Here is a 19,187-nt window from a genome sequence, read left to right as displayed (position 1 = left end):
TGCCAGTGTGCGCCAGCCTCGTCCAGCGGCCGCACGTACTGACGCTGCAGTGTTTGATTCAGCTGAAACCGTTGCACCGCAAGGACTTTGCCTGCGCAAACACTGCGTTGCGGCCGCCAAATCCGGCACCCCATCTGGCATAGTTGCCGACCCGATTGCTGCAGTACGCCCCCTCATGTCGCCGAAGAGAACCTCGTTTCCCAAGCAGGATATCCGCGTCCTGTTGCTGGAAGGCATCAGCCAGACCGCCGTGGATGTGCTGCGTTCCGCCGGTTATTCGCAGATCGAACTGCATGCCAAGTCGTTGCCGGAAGACGAACTCAAGGCGCGCATCGCCGAGGCGCACATCGTCGGCATCCGCTCGCGCACGCAATTGAGTGCCGAGGTGCTGGCGCATGCCAAGCGCTTGATCGCCATTGGCTGCTTCTGCATCGGCACCAATCAGGTCGATCTGGACGCGGCCGAGCTGGCCGGTATTCCGGTGTTCAACGCGCCCTATTCCAATACCCGCAGCGTGGCCGAACTGGTCATCGCCGAGGCAATCCTGCTGTTGCGCGGCATTCCGCAGAAGAACGCCGAATGCCATCGCGGCGGCTGGTCCAAGTCGGCCGCCGGCAGCCATGAAACGCGGGGCAAGGTGCTGGGCATCGTCGGTTATGGGCATATCGGCACCCAGGTCGGCGTGCTGGCCGAATCGTTGGGCATGCAGGTGATCTTCCACGACATCGAAACCAAGCTGTCGCTGGGCAACGCACGTGCGGCGATCGATCTGGACGATCTGCTGGCACGCTCGGACGTAGTGACCTTGCACGTGCCCGAAACGCCGTCCACCAAGGACATGATCGGCGCGGCAGAAATCGCCCGCATGAAGCACGGCGCGCATCTGATCAACGCCTCGCGCGGCACCGTCCTCGACATCGGCGCGCTGGATGCAGCACTGACCTCCGGCCAGATCGGCGGCGCGGCAGTGGACGTGTTCCCGATCGAGCCCAAGGGCAACGGCGATGCGTTCGAATCGCCATTGATCGCGCACGACAACGTGATCCTGACCCCGCACGTGGGCGGCAGCACGCTGGAAGCGCAGGACAATATCGGTGTCGAAGTGGCCGCCAAACTGGTGCGCTACAGCGACAATGGCAGCACCTTGTCGGCGGTGAATTTCCCCGAAGTTACCCTGCCCGAGCACCCCGACAGCCTGCGCTTGCTGCATATCCACCGCAACGTGCCGGGCGTGCTGTCCAAGATCAACGAACTGTTCTCGCGCCATAACGTCAACATCGACGGCCAGTTCCTGCGCACCGACGCCAAGGTGGGTTACGTGGTGATCGATGTCAGCGCCAGCGAGGCGCAGGCCACTGCGCTGAAGGAAGGCCTGGCGTTGATCGAAGGGACCTTGCGGACGCGGATTTTGTATTGAGGTGGTCCCTTCTCCCATCGGGAGAAGGTGGGCCAAAGGGCCGGATGAGCGGCGCCACGGGCAGCTTCAGAAGTCGGCCATGACGAACGCGTCGCCACGCGCCAACACGGGTGAATCATCGACCTGACAGGCAACGGCTTCGCCGTACCCTCACCCCAACCCCCGCTCCGCGCCCCAACCCCCGCTCCGCGCCCCTGCCCGCGCTTGCGGCGCGGGCGCTCCCAGGCACGCGCGCCCATGGCGCGCAAGCTGTGCCTGCTCGCCCCGGCGGGAGAGGGGCTTCAAGCAACGCGCCATTAAGTCACTTAAGACGCTCCAAGGTCATGGCAACGAATGGCCGAGGCAGCAGCGTGGCCGGGGATTGGCGGAGAGCGGCACACGGATGTGCCGCGCGGCGAGTCAGACAGGATGTCTGACCGAGCCGAGCAGCCGATCCCCGGCCGCGCTGCTGCCGCCCACCGAAGCCAGTAAGCGACAGGCCGGCTAGACCGCGCCTGAGTCCGCACACTCCCCCAACGCCGCTCCGCGCTGCGGCGCGGGCGCCCCAATGCGCGCACCCGTGACGCATGGGCAGCGCCTCATCGTCCCGGCGGGAGAGGCTTTAACAATCCGCTTAACGCGCGCGCCCAACCCACTTCTCCGCCATCCGCCGCATCGACGGATCCAGCTCCGGCTCGGCAAGCAGCTCGGCAATCGGCCGCCAGGCCAGCGCCAGCGACTCTTCGCTGACTTCGAACGCCTCGTCCGCCCCAGCCACCACTACGTAGCGCGCGTCGTAGTGCCAGTGCCCGGCCACCTCGCCGCGTTCGGGAATCCAGTGCCGGTCCAGGTCGAAGATCGCCGTATCGGCCAACCGCAGCCCGTTCAATCCAGATTCCTCCTGCGCCTCGCGTAAGGCCACCTGCGCCAGATCGCGGTCGCCATCGGCATGCCCGCCTAGCTGCAACCAGCGCTGCAGCTTGCGGTGATGGGTCAGCAAGGTGCGCGTGCCATCGGCGCTGACCACCCACGCCGAGCCGGTGAAATGACCTTCGACACGCTCGCGCACGAACGGATTGCTGGCATCGTCCAGCAGTTGCGCAAACTGCTCGGCCAGCGCGGCCTCGTCGGGCCAGCGTGCGCGGTACGCAGCCAGTTGCTGTTGCAGGGTCGCATCCACCATCTGTCGTTCTCGGTCGCCTGGAAGGGCCACGCGACCATTATCGTCGTTCATGCTGCGTACGCGCTTGTCGTGAGCGTGTAGCTTTGGCAAGGTAGGCCGCTTGCCTGTCCCATCGGGATGCGGCGCACCACCGTCCGGGCGCCAGCGCCTTAGCTTTGCCACTTAGGGATGTACCGAATGCTGAAGTCTTTGTTGAGGGTCAAACCGATCGAACCCGCCGGACGTGTCGATGCGGGCGAACCGGTCGAAGGCAGCCTGCAAGGCGAAGCCACGCTGCAACGCACCCTCACCGCAAAGCACCTGATCATGCTCGGCATCGGCGCGGTGATCGGCGCCGGCATCTTCGTCCTGACTGGCCAAGCGGCCGCCAACCACGCAGGACCGGCAGTGATGCTGTCGTTCGTGTTTGCGGGCATCGCCTGTGCGTTTGCCGGCCTGTGCTACGCAGAGTTCGCGGCGATGATGCCGGTCTCCGGCAGCGCCTATTCGTATTCCTATGCCACGCTCGGCGAGGGCATCGCCTGGTTCATCGGTTGGTGCCTGGTGCTGGAATACCTGTTCGCCGGCTCCAGTGTCGCCGTCGGTTGGTCTGCCTACCTGATCAGCTTCCTGACCGGCACGCTCGGATTACCCTTCCCGGCGGAACTGGCCGGCGCACCGCTGGCCTGGGACGGCCACGGCTTTGTCAGCTCCGGCAACCTGATCAACCTGCCGGCCGTGCTGATCGTCGCTGCGGTGAGCATGCTCTGCTACGTCGGCGTGACCCAGTCGGCGTTCGCCAATGCGATCGTGGTGGCGATCAAGGTGGTGGTGATCTGTCTGTTCGTCGGCTTCGGCATTTCGTATATCGACCCGGCCAACTGGCACCCCTTCATCCCGGAAAACACCGGTCCGGGCCAGTTCGGCTGGGACGGGGTGTTCCGCGCAGCCTCTATCGTGTTCTTCTCCTACATCGGCTTCGACGCGGTCTCCACCTCCGCCGGCGAGACCAAGGATCCGCAGAAGAACATGCCGATCGGCATCCTGGTGTCGCTGGCGATCTGCACCGTCATCTACATCATCGTCTGCGCCGTGTTGACCGGATTGCTGCCCTATACCCAGCTCGGCACCGCCAAGCCGGTGGCCACTGCGCTGGAAGCGCACCCGCAATTGGCCTGGCTCAAGACCGCCGTGGAGATCGGTGCGATTGCCGGCCTGTCCTCGGTGGTGCTGGTGATGCTGATGGCGCAGCCGCGCATCTTCTACACCATGGCCAAGGACGGGTTGATGCCCAAACTGTTCGGCAAGGTGCATCCGAAGTTCCACACGCCCTATGTCGGCACGATCTTCGTCGGCGTGGTCGCGGCGCTGTTGGCCGGCGTGATTCCGTTGAACGTGCTGGGCGAACTGGTATCGATGGGCACCCTGCTCGCCTTTGCCACCGTGTGCGCCGGGGTGATGGTGCTGCGTTTCACCAAGCCCGAGCTGGAGCGCCCGTTCCGGGTGCCGCTGGCGATGGTGATCTGCCCGCTGGGTGCGGTGGCCTGCCTGTTCCTGTTCTTCCAGGCCTTTCAGGAACACTGGAAAGTGTTCGTGGGTTGGACCGTGATCGGTCTGTTTATCTATTTCGGCTACGGCATCCGCCATAGCCGTCTTGCCCGTAAGGTGTAACTGCGAGTCACTACTGCGAGTCCCTCGCAAGAGCCCGCACATCCGTGTGCGGGGATTCAATCACGCGAGTCCCTCGCAAGAGCCCGCATATCTCGCACACGCCCGCACCGCCATGTGCAGGGATTCAACAGGAACCGCTGCATGTTCAAGCAACTCTGGGCCACCAAACACCCGCACGCCAGCCATGAGGCGGCCGACGGGCTGGGCCTGCAACGCGCGCTCGGGCCGTGGGGATTGACTGCACTGGGCATTGGCGCAGTGATCGGCGGCGGCATCTTCGTCATCACCGGGCAGGCAGCCGCCGACCATGCCGGCCCGGCGATCATGCTGTCGTTCGTGCTGGCGGCGGTGTGCTGCGCGTTCTGCGCGATGGCCTACGCCGAATTCGCCGCGATGGTGCCGGTCTCCGGCAGCGCCTACACCTATACCTACGCCACCTTCGGCGAGCTGGCGGCCTGGTTCATCGGCTGGATGCTGGTGCTGGAATACGGCGTGTCTGCCTCGGCGGTGGCGGTCAGCTGGACCGGCTATTTCCTCAGCCTGCTGGAACATTTCGACATCCATCTGCCGGCCGCCCTGGTCAGCGCGCCGCTGGACGGCAAACTGCAGCGCACCGGTGCGATCGCCAACCTGCCCGCGGCCGGTATCGTGCTGTTGCTGACCTGGCTCTGTTATGTGGGCATCCGCAAGTCGTCTGCGATGAACATGGCGATGGTGATCCTCAAGACCGGGTTGATCCTGCTGGTGATCGGGGTGGGCTGGAAATACGTGGATACCGCCAACTGGCACCCGTTCATTCCGGCCAACGAAGGCCCGGGCAAGTACGGCATGGAAGGCGTGCTGCGTGGCGCGGCGATGGTGTTCTTCGCCTATATCGGCTTCGAGGCGGTGTCGGTGGCGGCGCAGGAATCGCATCGCCCGCAACGCGATCTGCCGATCGGCATGATCCTGTCGCTGGTCATCTGCACCGTGCTCTACATCGCGATGGCCGCGGTGATGACCGGGCTGGTGCCCTACACCTTGCTGGGTACCGACGAGCCGGTGGTGACCGCGGTGGCGGCGCATCCGCAGCTGGCCTGGTTGCGGGTGATCGTGGAAGTGGGTGCGTTGATCGGGCTGTCGTCGGTGGTGCTGGTGATGATCATCGGGCAGCCGCGCATCTTCATGATCATTGCGCGCGATGGGCTGCTGCCATCGATCTTCACCCGCATCCATCCCAAGTACCGCACCCCGCACGTCAATACCGTGATCACCGGTGTCGGCATTGCCTTGCTGGCGGCGGTGTTCCCGCTGGATGTATTGGGTGAGTTGACCTCGATGGGCACGCTGATCGCGTTTGCGGCGGTGTGCGCCGGCGTGTTGATCCTGCGCCGCACCCACCCGGAACTGCCGCGCCCGTTCCGCATGCCGGTGGCCTGGCTGATCTGCAGCGCCGGCGTATTGAGCTGTCTGGCCCTGCTGTCGGCGATGACGCTGCACAACTGGATGTTGATGGGGGTATGGACGCTGGTCGGGCTGGTGGTCTATTTCGGCTACGGCTATCGCCATAGCCGTCTGCGCGACGGGCGCTGATTACTTACGTAGGCTGAGAGCGGCTGACAAAACGGCTGCGCTCCGGTGTAGGGCGGAGCGGATGATTTCGGCTTGTCTGTAGGGCCGATGATCTGGGGCTTGGCTGCGGGCCCCTGCCCACCCACCTTGGCTGCAGGGCCCTTGCCCGCCCACCATCGCGGGACACGCCGCAAGTACGTCCGTGTAGGCTCTTACGCGGCATCCATGCCGCTTAAGGTCCCGCGACGGTGGGCGGGCAAGGGCCGGTCAGGATGGTCGGTGGGCATGGTTGCAAGCAGTGCAATACGCGCGTTTTTTGGATGACGGCGCGTCCAATCAGCGTCGCAACACGAACGAATAATAGGCAGGCTTTCAAAGAAGCGACCTGCAAACTTTCTGGTGCGGTGTCCTCGCCGATTGCGGGACCGTGTGGCGGCATGGATGCCGCCACCGAGCCCCCAGGGACGGGTTCACGGCGTGTCCCGCGAGCGGTGAGGGCACCGCGCCCTCGACCGACTCAGCGTTTGACCTGGGCTTCTGACTGCATCCAACAAGAGACACCACTGCGCTCACTGCCAGGCGGGCGCTCGCTACGTTTGCCACCCACCTCGAGTCATGGCGTGGCAGCAACACACCCTGCTGCGCTGCACCTGGCCGTAATCGAGTGGCGCAGTAGAATAGGCCCATGAATGCGACCACTGCCCCCCTGCCCTATAGCGCCGCGCGTCTGCACGAGCTGGCGCAGTTGTTGATCGGTAACATCCGCGAGCTGGCCCAGGCCGGCTGGACGCCGGCCACCAGCAGCAATTTCTCCCACCGCCTGGACGAACAGCACGCCGCGATCACCGTGTCCGGCCGCGACAAGGGCCGCCTGGTCGAAGAAGACATCATGGTGGTGGACTTCGATGGCCTGGCGGTCGGCCGGCCGTTGCGCCCCTCTGCCGAAACGCTGCTGCACACCCAGCTGTACCGCCGGTTTCCGGAGATCGGCTGCGTGCTGCACACGCATTCGCCGGTGCAGACCATCGCCTCGCGGCTGTACGCCGGTAGCGGCGTGATCCGGCTGGAGGGCTATGAGCTGTTGAAAGCCTTTGAAGGCAACACCACCCATGAAACTGCGGTGGACGTGCCAGTGTTCGCCAATACCCAGGACATGCAGGTGCTGGCCGCGCAGGTCGAAGCCTTGCTGGACAAACAGAACCTGTGGGGGTATCTCATCGAAGGACACGGCCTGTATGCATGGGGCCGCAACATGGCCGAGGCGCGCCGTCACCTGGAGGCGTTCGAGTTCCTGCTGCATTGCGAACTCGAGCTGCTGAAACTGCGCGGCACGCGCTGAGTCCTCGCCACCTCCCCTATCCCCTTGTGAGCCAGATCGCCATGAGCCGACTTCGCATCTTCAACGATTCCGACCCCAACCTGGCGCAGTTCGATAGCCGCGACGGCGAGCAGATCGCCGCCGAGCTGAGCAAGATCGGCGTGACCTTCGAGCGCTGGCAGGCCACGCAGCCGATCGAGCCGGGCGCCACACCCGAACAGGTCATGGCGGCCTATCGCGAGGATATCGAGCGGCTGAGCGCCGAGCGCGGTTTGAAGACCGTGGATGTGGTCAGCATCGCGCCGGACAACCCCAAGCGCGAAGAAATGCGCGCCAAATTCCTGGATGAGCACTTCCACAAGGAAGACGAGGTGCGCTTCTTCGTCGCCGGCTCGGGCCAGTTCACGCTGCACGTGGACGACAAGGTCTACGAGATCGAATGCGTCAAGGACGACCTGATCGCGGTGCCCGACAGCACCCTGCACTGGTTCGACATGGGGCCGGAGCCGCACTTCGTGGCGATCCGCTTCTTCACCGAGCCCGATGGCTGGGTCGGCCACTTCACCGGTACCGAAATCGCCCAACAATTCCCCCGCTACGCCCCCGAGAAACCTCACAAGGCCAGCTGACGATGACACGACCGCAAGCGATCCTCACCGATATCGAAGGCACCACCAGCAGCATCTCGTTCGTCAAGGACGTGTTGTTTCCGTATGCGCGCCGCGCCATGCCGGCCTATGTGCAGGAGCACGGCAGTCACCCGCAGGTGCGCCACTGGCTCAACCAGGTGGCCGATGAAATCGGCGAGGACGTGCCCGACGAGGTCCTGGTCAGCACGCTGCAGACCTGGATCGACGAAGACCGCAAGCACACCGCACTCAAGGCCTTGCAGGGGCTAATCTGGGGCGATGGCTACAAGACCGCCGACTTCACTGCGCATATCTATGCCGATGCGGCAATCCAGCTGCAGGCCTGGCATGCGGCCGGCATTCCGCTGTATGTGTATTCGTCCGGCTCGGTGCCAGCGCAGAAGCTGTTCTTCGCGCATAGCGATGCGGGCGACCTGAGCGGGCTGGTCAGCGACTGGTTCGATACCGAAGTGGGCCCCAAGCGCGAGACCGCCAGCTATCGGCGTATTGCCGAACGCATCGGGGTGCCGCCTGGCGAGATCCTGTTTTTGTCGGACGTGATCGAAGAACTGGACGCCGCCAAACGTGCCGGCATGCGCACCGCGTTGCTGGACCGTCTGGAGGACTACCCCACCCCGCGTTCGGCCGAGGATGTCGGTAGCCATCAGCGCGTGGAGAGCTTTTCCCAGCTGGTGCTGTAAGCGCTCGACAAACCGGCTGGGCGCACTGGCATGTGAGTGCAGTCGGTGTTCGGTGCGGCGTGTATCGCGCGCATCTGGCATGCGCAGGCTGCGGCCTTGGGCGCGCCGTCCAAATCCATAGGACGACCGCCGGCTTGGTTTTGTTAGCCGGGTTATGCAGACGGATGATGCCGATGAAGTATCGGCGACGCATGCACTTAGAGCGGCTAACAACACTGTCAGGCGGGCATGGAGGGCGCGGAGGAACCGGAGTGTACAAGTGGTACATGCCGATTCCGAGCACCGATCGCGCCCGCCTGGTGGCTGCGCAGTAGTTTGCTAGCCACTCTTAAACGCGCGCTCTACAAAACGTGTTCCGCAAGACCTGTTCTTCAAGACGTGCATGAAATAGATCAGTGGACGTCGTGCAACGTCATGATCTGCGTTGCGATCACTGCGCCCAGGCGCTCCACCCGTTTCTCTCAGACCTCGGCGTTTTTCATGTCGCTGCATTTCACCATCGGACCGAACGCCTTGCTGCAGCGCCTGTCGCTGTTGATCGTTATCGTGACCTTGATGGCCGGCTGCCATCCGGATGCCGGTGCCGCACTGCCGAGCCAATCTGCGAAGAGCCAGGCTGCGGCAACTCAGGACGAGGTCGATGCGGTCGACCAGGCCGCGCTTGCGCAGGCGTTGAAAGCGTTGCAGCCACAGCGCCCCGGCGTCACCGATCTGTATGTGGTCGGCTTCGCCGGCGATGCCAGCGACGACGTGTTCCGCAACGAGACGCTGTACCTCAAGCAGCTGTTCGAGCAGCGCTTCGATGCGCGCGGCCGCGTGGTCACGCTGGTCAACAACCCGGACAATCTGGGCGAGCAGCCATACGCACCGCTGGCAACCTACGACAACCTCTACGACACACTCGCCGCGGTCGGCAAGCGCATGGATCGCAAGGAAGACGCGCTGCTGCTGTTCGTCACTACCCATGGCACCGAAGACCACGCGCTGTACGTGCAGGTGGACGAGAACGAAGAGGATTTCATCAGCCCGCAGGACCTGCGCAAGGCGCTGGACGATGCCGGCATCGGCAATCGCATCATCGTGTTGTCGGCGTGCTATTCGGGTGGTTTCATCCCGGCACTGCGCTCGCCCGACACGCTGATTCTCACCGCAGCGCGTGCCGATCGCCCATCGTTCGGATGCGGCAATACCTCCAACGCGACCTACTTCGGCCAGGCCTGGCTGATCGATGCGATGAACCAGCGCGATGACCCACTGGCTGCGTTCGATGTGGCCAGGGCCGCCATCACTGCGCGCGAGAAACAGGACGGCGAATTGCCCTCGTTGCCGCAGCAGTCGCTCGGCAGACGCATCGCGCCGGTGCTGGCACGCTGGCGTGCGGGGCTGCATGCAGGGCCGGCGGTTGCCTATCCGTATCCGCCGCTGGAGGTTGTACCGGACGCCGAGCAGGAAAGCGATCCGAAGGCCGACTCCGACGCTGAGTCAGCGGACAGCCCGACGAAAACCAAGCTGCCGACGGCCTCCACCACTGCGCGCAAACCGTCGCCTGTACCTGCGCCGTCGACACCCTGACAGCTGCAACGCGCTGAGACTAATTCTCATTTCGTCAGCGCTTGCGCGGCCTCGCTACACTCGCGCAGCCAGCCAGCACACGCCAGCCAGCCTCGATCCCCGCCAGCGCGCCACCGCCTGCCAGCCCGGATCCCAACACGCCTCCCTTGTGGAGGCGTTTGTGTTTCTGGCGAAAGGGTTTATGCGTCGCATCCAACCCAAACGTTCCGACCAAGAAATGCCGTAGGAGCGCATTTATGCGCGATGGGCTCCACACCAAGACCCCCCGCACGACGCACGCCTCTCCATCAAGGATCCTCACGCTGCAAGCGATACACAGTGTGTGCGCTGTACTCACCAGTCGGCAATGCAGCGCGCACTTCAACGCTGTGCTCGCCAACCTCCAGCGTGGTCGGCAACGCGCCACGCCATAGATGCGTGGACGGTGTGGCCTCTGGTGAGCGGTCGTAACCGCGCAATTGCTCGGCCGCATCGTCGCGCACGTTCTCGGCCAGCAAGCGTGGGTCGGCACGCTCCACCCGCTTCATCGGCTGCCATGCGCCATTGTCGATACGCATCTGAACAACGGTATCGTCCTGCCCCATGAACACATTGGCGTAGATGCCCCACGCCGCATACGCGCCCTGGCGCAGCACCTTGGGCGCGTGCAACAGCAGTTGCGCGTCGTCGGCCGCGCGCGCGGCGTGATACGCCAGGGTGTAGTCGCCGCTGGGCGCGACCTGCAGCACCGCATAACCATTCGGCGTGCCGTCGCTCATCGTGGCGGTCGGAATGCCGTCGCCGTCCTTGGCGCCCGACCAGAACGCGCCGCAGGCCGCGCCGACGTTGTATTCGTGCAGCGGGCGGGCGCCCTGCCACCCTTCGTCGGCCCCGTGATCGACCTGCCGCTGGGTATGGCTGTGCCCGCTGAGCACCAGTACATGCGGAAACTCCTTCAACAGCGCAAACAAGCGACTGCGATCGGCATGCCGGAAGGTTTCCTGTCCTGGCGCTGCATCGAACAATGGAATATGCATGCCCAGCACCAGCAGGCGCTCGCGCGGCAACTGCGCAATATACGCCTGCAGAAACACGAACTGATCTTCGCGCAGTCCGCCGACATACGCCGGCTTAGCGCCGGGCGTATATATCACATCGTCCAGAAATACGAAGCTGGCGTTGGCCTCTTCCACCGCATAGGTGTCCGGGCCGTACACCGCACGCCAGCTATCCAGCGAATGCGCATCGTCGCCGGCATCGACGTTGAGATCGTGATTGCCCGGCACATGGAACCATGGCACGCCCAACTGGGTGGTGACCTTGTTCAAGGCCGGATACAGGCTCAGATCGTCGCTGACGATATCGCCCAGCGTGGTGCCGAGCCGGGCTGAGGTTTTGCCGACGATCGGCGCCACGATGTCGCGCTGGTAGTAACCCACGTCAACGAGGCTGGCGGTCTGGCTGTCGGCGAACACCAGCATCTGGAAGCCATCGGCGGCAGCACTTGCGCGCGGGGTCAGTGCGAAATCCCAGTTGCGCGTGTTGCGGCCGGTGGCGGCAATGCCTGGGTACTTGCGCTTGGCCGACCCCTTGGGCGCGTAGTGCCGCCAGAAACCCGGCAGTCCGTCGGCGGTTGGTACAAAACTGCGGTCGCCCGGCTTGATCACGAACACCGTCTGCCCGTCGCGCACCGGCAAGCGGTAGCGGCCTTGCGCATCGGTGCGCACCAGCTGCTCGCCGTTGGAGACGGTCACATTGCTAATGCCCGGCTCATCGACGCTGCGTCCGGCCCGCCCGTCGCGCTCTTCGTAGACGATGCCGTCGACAGCCGCATCGTGCGCGTATGCGCTTCCCGCGAGCAATCCCAGGGCCAACAGAGCGATACGAAGCTGCATGCGTTTTCCCGCGAAAAGATCAGCGGAAATTGTACCTGTGGTGGCCAGGCGCACAGCGCGGTTTTAAAGGCCGAAAGACATACGACACATCCTCGTAGGAGCGCCCTTGGGCGCGATGGGCGTTATCGATAATGCCTCATCGCGCCCAAGGGCGCTCCTACAACGCCACATTACTTGTGCCGCGACTCCAGCAGCGCCACCGCATCACCCAGGCCCAGGCCGCGCGCGCGCAGCAGCACGATCAGGTGATACAGCAGATCGGCCGATTCGCCGAGCAACTCGGCATCGCCCTGCACCACGCCGGCCAGTGCGGTTTCCACGCCCTCTTCGCCCACCTTCTGCGCGATGCGTCGGATGCCCTGCTCGAACAGTTTGGTGGTGTAGCTGCCGTGCGGGCGCTCGTGTTCGCGCGCGGCGATCAAGGCATCCAGACTGCCGAGGAACTGGCCTGGCGCATTCGGGAAACAGCTGGTGCGGCCGAGATGGCAGGTTGGCCCATGCGGCCGCGCCTGCACCAGCAGCGTATCGGCATCGCAATCAGTCTCGATCGACACCACGCGCAAGACATTGCCCGAGCTCTCGCCCTTGGTCCACAAACGCTGCTTGCTGCGGCTGAAGAAGGTGACTTCGCCACGTTGCTGGGTGACCGCCAGCGCTTCGGCATTCATGTAGCCCAGCATCAGCACGCGCAGGTTGTCGGCGTCCTGCACGACCACCGGCAGCAAGCCGTCGCCCTTGCTCCAGTCCAGCGTGGCGAGCGCGTCGCCCGCTGCCGTCTCGTTGTCGTTACTGCCCATCACGTACCTCGATCTGTTGCGCGCGCAGGAATTGCTTGAGTTCCGGAATCGGAATCGCGCCGCTATGAAACACGCTCGCCGCCAGGGCGCCATCGACATCGGCCTGGTTGAATACATCGGCAAAATGCTGCATCTCACCGGCACCGCCTGAGGCGATCAACGGCACGTGGCACAGCGCACGCACCTGACGCAATTGCGCGATGTCATAGCCACGCCGCACGCCATCGTTGTCCATGCAGTTGAGCACGATCTCGCCGGCACCCAGACGCTGCGCTTCGGCCACCCAATCCAGCGTGCGCATCGGCAAGGCCTGCGTCTTGCTCGGATCGCCGGTATAGCGACGCACGCGCCACTGCCCATCGTCCTCGCGGATCGAATCGACACCGACCACCACGCATTGCACGCCGAAGGCATCGGCCAGTTCGGAAATCAGTTGTGGGCGGCCAAGTGCGGGCGAGTTGATCGAAATCTTGTCGGCGCCGGCATGCAGTACCGCACGTGCCGTTTCCACATCGCGGATGCCACCGGCCACGCAGAACGGAATATCGATCAGCCGCGCGACCCGCTCGACCCAGGTGTAATCGACCGAGCGTCCTTCCGGGCTGGCGCCGATGTCGTAGAACACCAGTTCGTCGGCACCTTGCGCGCGATACCGCAGCGCCAGTTCGACGATGTCGCCCATGTCGATGTGGTCGCGGAACTTGACGCCCTTGACCACGCGCCCGTCGCGCACGTCCAGGCAAGGAATGATGCGGCGACTCAGCATGCCAGTGCCTCCTTCAACGCCAGATGCCCTTCCAGCAAGGCCTTGCCGAGCACGATGCCGGCGCAGCCTGCGGCCTTGGCGGCAGCCACATCGGCCAGATTGCGCGCACCGCCGGAGACCTGCACCTGCAGTTGCGGCGCCAGCGTTCGCAGGTGTGCGTACAAGTCCATGTTGGGGCCGGACAGCATGCCGTCGCGGGCAATGTCGGTGCATAGCAGATGTTGCAGACCGGCCTGCGCGTAACGTACGGCCAGTTGGTCCAGCGTGGCCTCGGCCGCTTCGGTCCAGCCATGCACTGGCAATTGCCAGACGCCGTGGGCGTCCTGCCGCGTGTCCAGCGCGATGGTCAGCCGGTCGGCACCGAATTCCTGCAGCCAGTCGATGACGGTGTCGGCCTCGCGCACCGCCAATGAGCCAATCACTACGCGTGCGGCGCCGGCATTGAGGATGCGCGCCACATCCTCGCGTGAACGCACACCGCCGCCGGTCTGCACGTGCAGGCCAGTCTGGCGCACGATCTCGCCGAGTGTCGCGGCCAAGGTGTAGCCGCCCGCCTTTGCCGCATCCAGATCGACCAGATGCATCCACTGCGCGCCGGCATCGGCAAACGCCTGCGCGCGTGGCAGTACATCGTCGCCGTACTGGGTTTCGCGCGCGTAATCGCCTTGCAGCAAACGCACCACGCGGCCGTTGCGGATATCCAGCGCCGGGTAAACGGTGAAACTCATGGGAAGCTCATCTCAAGGAAATTGCGCAGGATGCGTGCACCGGTTTCGGCCGAACGCTCGGGATGGAACTGCGCGCCGCAGCGCAGGCCTTGCTGCACCACCGCGGTAAACAAGCCACCGTGATCGCAGGCGGCCACGGTATCGGCCGTCACCGGCGCGGCATAACCGTGCACGAAATAGGCGCTTGCACGCTCCGGCAGACCGGCCAGCAACGCGGATTCGCGTATCGGCACCAGCTGATTCCAGCCCATATGCGGCACGCGAATGCCGAGCGCAGGCGTCATGTGCCGCACGATGCCCGGCAACAGCCCGAGGCAATCGACATCGCCTTCTTCGGAATGTTCAAACAGCAATTGCATCCCCAAGCAGATGCCGATCAGCGGCACCTGCAGTTGTCGCAAAGGTTCGATCAAGCCCTGCGCGCGCAAGCGCGACATCGCCTCGGGTGCGGCGCCGACGCCGGGCAGGATGACGCGCTGCGCGCCCTGCAGCCCTTCGGCATCACGTACCACGCGCGCTTCCACGCCCAGCCGCTCCAACGCATAGCGCACCGAGCCGAGATTGGCGCCGCCGGCATCGATCAGCGCAAGGTCGGTCATAGCGCACCCTTGGTCGACGGCAGCGCCGTGCCTTCGCGACGGATCGCCTGACGCAGCGCACGCGCCAGCGCCTTGAAGCAGGCTTCGACCTTGTGGTGATCGTTCTCGCCGCGCACGCTCAGGTGCAGATTCAGACCGGACGCATCGCAGATCGAACGGAAAAAATGCGGCACCAGTTCGGTGGGCATATCGCCCACGCGCTCGCGCTTGAAATCGCCTTCGAACACGAAGTACGGCCGGCCGCTGAAATCCAGCGCGGCACTGGCGATGGTTTCGTCCATCGGCAACGTGAAGCCGTGCTGCGCGGTGTCGCCGGCAACGCGCCACGGGCTGCTTTCCGGATCAAAACCGTAACGGCCAATGCCGCGCTTGTCGCCCAGCGCTTCGCGCAAGGCCTGGCCTAGTGCCAGACCGGTGTCCTCGATGGTGTGGTGCTCATCGATATGCAGATCGCCTTCGGCGCGGATGTCGAGCGCAAAGCCGCCGTGTTTGCCGATCTGTTCCAGCATGTGATCGAAGAACGGCAGGCCGGTGGCGGTCTTCGGCTCGGCCACGCGATCCAGATCCAGCTCGACGCGGATCCTGGTTTCCTTGGTATTGCGCTGGACTAGCGCGCGGCGTGGCGCATCGGCCAGCTCGTGTGCGATGCCAGGCCAGTCCCACTCGCCACCGAACTCGTCGGTGCGCAGCTGGAAACCGCGGATATTGAGGTTCTGCGCGAACTGGATGTCGGTGATGCGGTCGCCCACCATCGCCGAGCGTGCCCAATCGATATTGCGATCCTGCAGATACGGCACCATCAGGCCGACGCCGGGTTTGCGCGTGGGCGCGTTGTCGGCCGGCCAGCTGCAGTCGATCAACACTTCGCGGAACACGATGCCCTGGCTGGCGAAGATCTGCAGCATCAGGTTGTTGGGGCCATCGAACGACGCGCGCGGATAGCTTTCGCTGCCCAGGCCGTCCTGATTGCTGACGATCACGAACTGATAGCCGGCATCGCGCAACTTGAGCATCGCCGGAATCACGTTGTCGACGAAGCGCAGTTTTTCGTAGGCGTCGATCTGGTAATCGGCCGGCTCGGTGATCAGCGTGCCATCGCGGTCGACGAAAAGAATCGGGGTCATGCTGCGGCCTCCTGCTTGCGTTGAAGCGCGCTCAGCACGCGCTCGTTCTGCTCGTGCGTGCCCAGGGTGATGCGCAGTGCATCGAACAGCTGCGGCACCGCGCGTTGATCGCGCACCACCACACCGGCCTCCAGCAGCGCCTGAAATGCCGCTTCGGCGTCGTCGAAACGCACCAGTAAAAAGTTACCTTGCGAGGGATACACCTGACGCACACCGGTCAGTTGTTCAAGCGCCTTGTGCACGCGTGTGCGCTCGCTGCGCACCTCCGCAATGCGCCGACGGGTGACTTCCAGCGCCGGCGCGGACAAGGCCTGCTCGGCCATCGCCGCGCACGGGGTCGGCACCGGGTACGGCGCCTGGCAGCGCCGCAGCAAGGCGATCAATTCGGCGTTGGCGATCAGGCTGCCGATGCGTGCAGCCGCCAGCGCATGCGCCTTGGACAACGTGCGCAACACCGCCAGATTGTCGTACCGCGCAAGCAGACTCACTGCCGATGGCACATCGGAGAATTCTCCATAGGCTTCGTCGACCACCACCAGCGCTTTGCCCTGCAATGCCTGCAAGGCGGTTTCGATCTCGTCCAACGCAATCGCCGAGCCGGCCGGGTTGGACGGCGAACACAGGAACACCAACTTGGCACGCGCGGCCAACGCTGCTTCGACAATCACCGGGATGTCCGCGTGGAAACCCTCAGGCCCGTCCACCAGCGGCACTTCGACCAACGGCGCGTTCTGCAAGCGCGCACACACCGCGTACATGCCGAACACCGGCGGGGTCACCACCACCGCATCGCGCTCGGGCACGCACAGTCCGCGCACCAGCAGATCGATCGCCTCGTCGCTGCCGCGGCCGATCAACAGTTGCTCGGGCGCGCAGCCGTACAGCGTCGCCAGCGCGCTGCGCAGCCCCTTGGGTTGCGGATCCGGATAGCGCCGCGTGCTGGCGCCCGGGTCGGCCGGATTTCCCCACGCCGACTCGTTGGCGTTAAGCCACACATCGCCCTGCAAGGCGCTGGTGCGTGCCGACGAGTAGCCGGCAAAGGCGCGCAGGTCCTCACGCACAAGATCCAGAATCGATGTGGTCCTCATGCTGCCACTCCCATCCGCAACGCCACCGCATTGGCGTGCGCATCCAGGCCTTCGGCACGCGCGAGAATCAATGCGCATTCGCCGATGCCGTCGATGCCTGCCTTGCTGGCGGCCTGCACGCTGACCATGTTCTGGAAGCTGGCCACGCTCACGCCGCTATAGGCGCGTGCCGCGCCGCTGGTCGGCAATACGTGGTTGGTGCCGCTGCAGTAATCGCCCAGCGCTTCGGGCGTGTAATCGCCTAAAAACACCGAGCCGGCCGCTTCGACCTGGCTCAGCCAGGTACGCGGTTCGCGCAGTGCAAGAATCAGGTGTTCCGGCGCATAGCGATTGCTGATCGTAAACGCCTCGTCCAGCGTGGTCACCTTGATCAGGCGCGATTGCGCCAGAGCCTGGCGCGCGATCTCTGCGCGCGAAAGTTGCGCCAGCTGAACGTCCAACTGCGCCTCTACGGCTGCAATCAACGCATCGCTGTCGGACAGCAGCAACACTTGCGAATCCGGGCCATGTTCGGCCTGCGAGAGCAGATCGGCGGCGACAAAGGCCGGCTGCGCACCGGCATCGGCGATCACCAGCACTTCCGACGGGCCTGCAGGCATGTCGATCGCCGCCGCACCGGACTGCGCCACCTGCTGCTTGGCTTCGGTAACGAAGCTGTTGCCCGGCCCGAACAACTTGTCGCAACTTGGCACCGATTCGGTGCCATAGGCCATTGCCGCAATTGCCTGCGCACCACCGAGCTTGAACACGCGGCGCACGCCGGTGAGCTGCGCGGCCACCAACACTGCCGGATCCACGCTGCCGTCCTTACGCGGCGGCGTGCACAACACCACCTCACGGCAACCGGCCAGGCGCGCCGGCACGCCGAGCATCAATGCGGTCGATGGCAACGGCGCACTGCCGGCCGGCACGTATAGGCCGACCCGGCCGATCGGCCGCACGATCTTTTCGCACACCACGCCCGGCGCGGTTTCCACCGCATAGCCTGCGCTCATGCCGGCGCGGTGAAAGGTGTCGATCCGCGCCACCGCGTCCTGCATGGCCTGACGCAGCTCCGGGGCCACCGCCGCTTCGGCTGCGGCGAATTCGGCCTCGCTCACGGCGAAGCTCTCCAGCGACACGCCATCGAAGCGCGCAGTGATGTCGCGCAATGCGACATCGCCGCGTGCGCGCACATCGGTAATCAATGCAGCCACCGCATCGCGTGTCTGCGTGGCCACGGTCTGCGCCGGGCGGGTCAATGCCTGGCTGCGTGCAGCGGCATCGAGTTGGGACCAATCGAGAATGTTCATGCCAGCGAGCGCTCCACCGTCAACACCATCAGACCTTGCGCACCGGCGCGTTCGAGTTCTTCCAAGCGCTGCCAGGTCACCGCGCCATGACACATGGTCTGCAACCGCAGCACGCCGTTTCCATCGTCTGGCAACTGCACCAGTGGGTCGGCGTCGGGCAGCAGGCGGCGCAACGCATCCACGTTGTCCTGTTCGGCGCGGAACATCAGTAGCTTGCTGTCGCGCAGCTTGAGCACGCCGTCCATGCGCCGCAGCAGCATCGCCAACAAGGCGGCACGTGCATCGGCCGGTTCGCGCACGGCGCCGGCCAGCACTGCTTCGCTTTCCATCACCAGTTCGACCGGCTTGAGCTGGTTGGCGGCCAGGGTGGCGCCGCTGGAAACCAGATCGCAGATCAGATCGGCGGTGCCCAGGCGCGGTGCGATTTCCACCGAGCCGGAGAGCTCTACCACCGACGCGTCGATGCCCTGGCGCTCCAGCCAATCGGCCAGGATCGCCGGGTAGCTGGTGGCGATGCGCTTACCGGCCAGTTGCGCCACACCCTGCCAGTCCCACTCCTCCGGCACCGCGAGCATCAATCGGCACTGACCGAAGCCGACCCCGCGCACCGCGTGATACGCAGCAGGCAAGCCGTTGCGGCGGCGCTCGGCGGCCTGCTCTTCCAGCTCGTTCTGGCCGACGATGCCCAGGTCGCAGACGCCATCAGCGATCAGGCCTGGGATGTCGTCGTCGCGCACCAGCAGCAGGTCCACCGGCAGCGATTCGCCGTAGCAGAACAATTTGTCGCGGCTCTGCCGCCAGCTCAGCCCGCAGGCGGCCAGCAGGCTGCGCGCCGGTTCGGCCAGACGGCCGCTCTTCTGGATGGCGATACGCAACCGGTCACGTGCCGGTGCTGCCGTGGAAGCACTCATCTTGTTCT

General features: G+C 64.8%; 17 protein-coding genes and 1 other RNA gene. 7 read left to right on the top strand and 11 right to left on the bottom strand.

Annotated elements, in window-relative coordinates; genetic code table 11:
- Positions 1-175: 175 nt before the first annotated feature.
- Positions 176-1,417 (top strand): phosphoglycerate dehydrogenase, encoded by a 1,242-nt coding sequence (gene serA / locus FFY45_RS20490; RefSeq protein ID WP_176341834.1) that lies wholly within the window; start codon positions 176-178, stop codon positions 1,415-1,417.
- A 613-nt stretch (positions 1,418-2,030) separates the two neighbouring features.
- Here the strand turns inward: serA and FFY45_RS20485 are convergent.
- Positions 2,031-2,579 (bottom strand): NUDIX hydrolase, encoded by a 549-nt coding sequence (locus FFY45_RS20485; protein ID WP_176341871.1) that lies wholly within the window; start codon positions 2,577-2,579, stop codon positions 2,031-2,033.
- Between the two features lie 177 nt (positions 2,580-2,756).
- On the opposite strand from FFY45_RS20485, the gene FFY45_RS20480 reads away from it, so the two are divergent.
- The 5 genes from FFY45_RS20480 (at position 2,757) to mtnC (ending at position 8,428) form a co-directional block, all read left to right on the top strand.
- A complete protein-coding gene (locus FFY45_RS20480; protein WP_176341833.1) occupies positions 2,757-4,229 on the top strand; it encodes an amino acid permease in 1,473 nt (490 codons plus the stop codon).
- A 141-nt stretch (positions 4,230-4,370) separates the two neighbouring features.
- The gene (locus FFY45_RS20475; RefSeq protein ID WP_006451508.1) at positions 4,371-5,801 is read left to right on the top strand and encodes an amino acid permease; all 1,431 of its coding nucleotides are present in this window, start codon (positions 4,371-4,373) and stop codon (positions 5,799-5,801) included.
- A 664-nt stretch (positions 5,802-6,465) separates the two neighbouring features.
- On the top strand, positions 6,466-7,119 hold the full coding sequence (locus FFY45_RS20470; RefSeq protein WP_023903823.1) for a methylthioribulose 1-phosphate dehydratase: 654 nt from the start codon (positions 6,466-6,468) through the stop codon (positions 7,117-7,119).
- 41 nt (positions 7,120-7,160) lie between these two features.
- Entirely contained in the window at positions 7,161-7,727 is a 567-nt protein-coding gene (locus FFY45_RS20465; RefSeq protein WP_043889181.1) for a 1,2-dihydroxy-3-keto-5-methylthiopentene dioxygenase, read from the top strand.
- 2 nt (positions 7,728-7,729) lie between these two features.
- Positions 7,730-8,428 (top strand): acireductone synthase, encoded by a 699-nt coding sequence (mtnC, locus tag FFY45_RS20460; RefSeq protein ID WP_176341832.1) that lies wholly within the window; start codon positions 7,730-7,732, stop codon positions 8,426-8,428.
- A gap of 204 nt (positions 8,429-8,632) precedes the next feature.
- Here the strand turns inward: mtnC and FFY45_RS20455 are convergent.
- Positions 8,633-8,696: non-coding RNA, sX9 sRNA (locus FFY45_RS20455), on the bottom strand.
- Positions 8,697-8,908: 212 nt separating this feature from the next.
- Between FFY45_RS20455 and FFY45_RS20450 the strand changes: the two genes are divergently transcribed.
- Positions 8,909-10,000 carry a C13 family peptidase gene (locus FFY45_RS20450; protein ID WP_176341831.1) on the top strand — a complete coding sequence of 364 codons (1,092 nt, stop codon included), beginning with the start codon at positions 8,909-8,911 and terminating at the stop codon, positions 9,998-10,000.
- Between the two features lie 287 nt (positions 10,001-10,287).
- On the opposite strand, the gene FFY45_RS20445 is transcribed toward FFY45_RS20450, so the two are convergent.
- The 9 genes from FFY45_RS20445 to hisG all read right to left on the bottom strand — a co-directional run bounded on the left by FFY45_RS20445 (position 10,288) and on the right by hisG (position 19,179).
- Positions 10,288-11,874, bottom strand: a complete 1,587-nt coding sequence (locus FFY45_RS20445; protein WP_176341830.1) for a calcineurin-like phosphoesterase C-terminal domain-containing protein — start codon at positions 11,872-11,874, stop codon at positions 10,288-10,290.
- A 170-nt stretch (positions 11,875-12,044) separates the two neighbouring features.
- Entirely contained in the window at positions 12,045-12,671 is a 627-nt protein-coding gene (gene hisIE, locus FFY45_RS20440; protein ID WP_023903819.1) for a bifunctional phosphoribosyl-AMP cyclohydrolase/phosphoribosyl-ATP diphosphatase HisIE, read from the bottom strand.
- A complete protein-coding gene (gene hisF, locus FFY45_RS20435; RefSeq protein ID WP_176341829.1) occupies positions 12,661-13,437 on the bottom strand; it encodes an imidazole glycerol phosphate synthase subunit HisF in 777 nt (258 codons plus the stop codon). Before hisF ends, hisIE begins: the two co-directional genes overlap by 11 nt.
- Entirely contained in the window at positions 13,431-14,165 is a 735-nt protein-coding gene (gene hisA, locus FFY45_RS20430) for a 1-(5-phosphoribosyl)-5-[(5-phosphoribosylamino)methylideneamino]imidazole-4-carboxamide isomerase (protein ID WP_176341828.1), read from the bottom strand. The genes hisF and hisA overlap by 7 nt, the downstream gene beginning before the upstream one ends.
- A complete protein-coding gene (hisH, locus tag FFY45_RS20425) occupies positions 14,162-14,764 on the bottom strand; it encodes an imidazole glycerol phosphate synthase subunit HisH (protein WP_104549468.1) in 603 nt (200 codons plus the stop codon). Before hisH ends, hisA begins: the two co-directional genes overlap by 4 nt.
- Positions 14,761-15,888, bottom strand: coding sequence for a bifunctional histidinol-phosphatase/imidazoleglycerol-phosphate dehydratase HisB (hisB, locus tag FFY45_RS20420; RefSeq protein ID WP_176341827.1), 1,128 nt, complete (start codon positions 15,886-15,888; stop codon positions 14,761-14,763). The genes hisH and hisB overlap by 4 nt, the downstream gene beginning before the upstream one ends.
- Positions 15,885-16,976 (bottom strand): histidinol-phosphate transaminase, encoded by a 1,092-nt coding sequence (gene hisC, locus FFY45_RS20415; RefSeq protein ID WP_176341826.1) that lies wholly within the window; start codon positions 16,974-16,976, stop codon positions 15,885-15,887. The genes hisB and hisC overlap by 4 nt, the downstream gene beginning before the upstream one ends.
- Positions 16,973-18,268, bottom strand: a complete 1,296-nt coding sequence (gene hisD, locus FFY45_RS20410; RefSeq protein ID WP_176341825.1) for a histidinol dehydrogenase — start codon at positions 18,266-18,268, stop codon at positions 16,973-16,975. The genes hisC and hisD overlap by 4 nt, the downstream gene beginning before the upstream one ends.
- Positions 18,265-19,179 carry an ATP phosphoribosyltransferase gene (hisG, locus tag FFY45_RS20405; protein WP_176341824.1) on the bottom strand — a complete coding sequence of 305 codons (915 nt, stop codon included), beginning with the start codon at positions 19,177-19,179 and terminating at the stop codon, positions 18,265-18,267. The genes hisD and hisG overlap by 4 nt, the downstream gene beginning before the upstream one ends.
- Between the last annotated feature and the right edge of the window lie 8 nt (positions 19,180-19,187).

Source organism: Xanthomonas hortorum (genome assembly GCF_011305375.1).
GTDB lineage: Bacteria > Pseudomonadota > Gammaproteobacteria > Xanthomonadales > Xanthomonadaceae > Xanthomonas > Xanthomonas hortorum_E.
The sequence above is the reverse complement of the archived record's forward strand: the minus strand, read 5'-3'. Positions and strand labels throughout refer to the sequence as shown.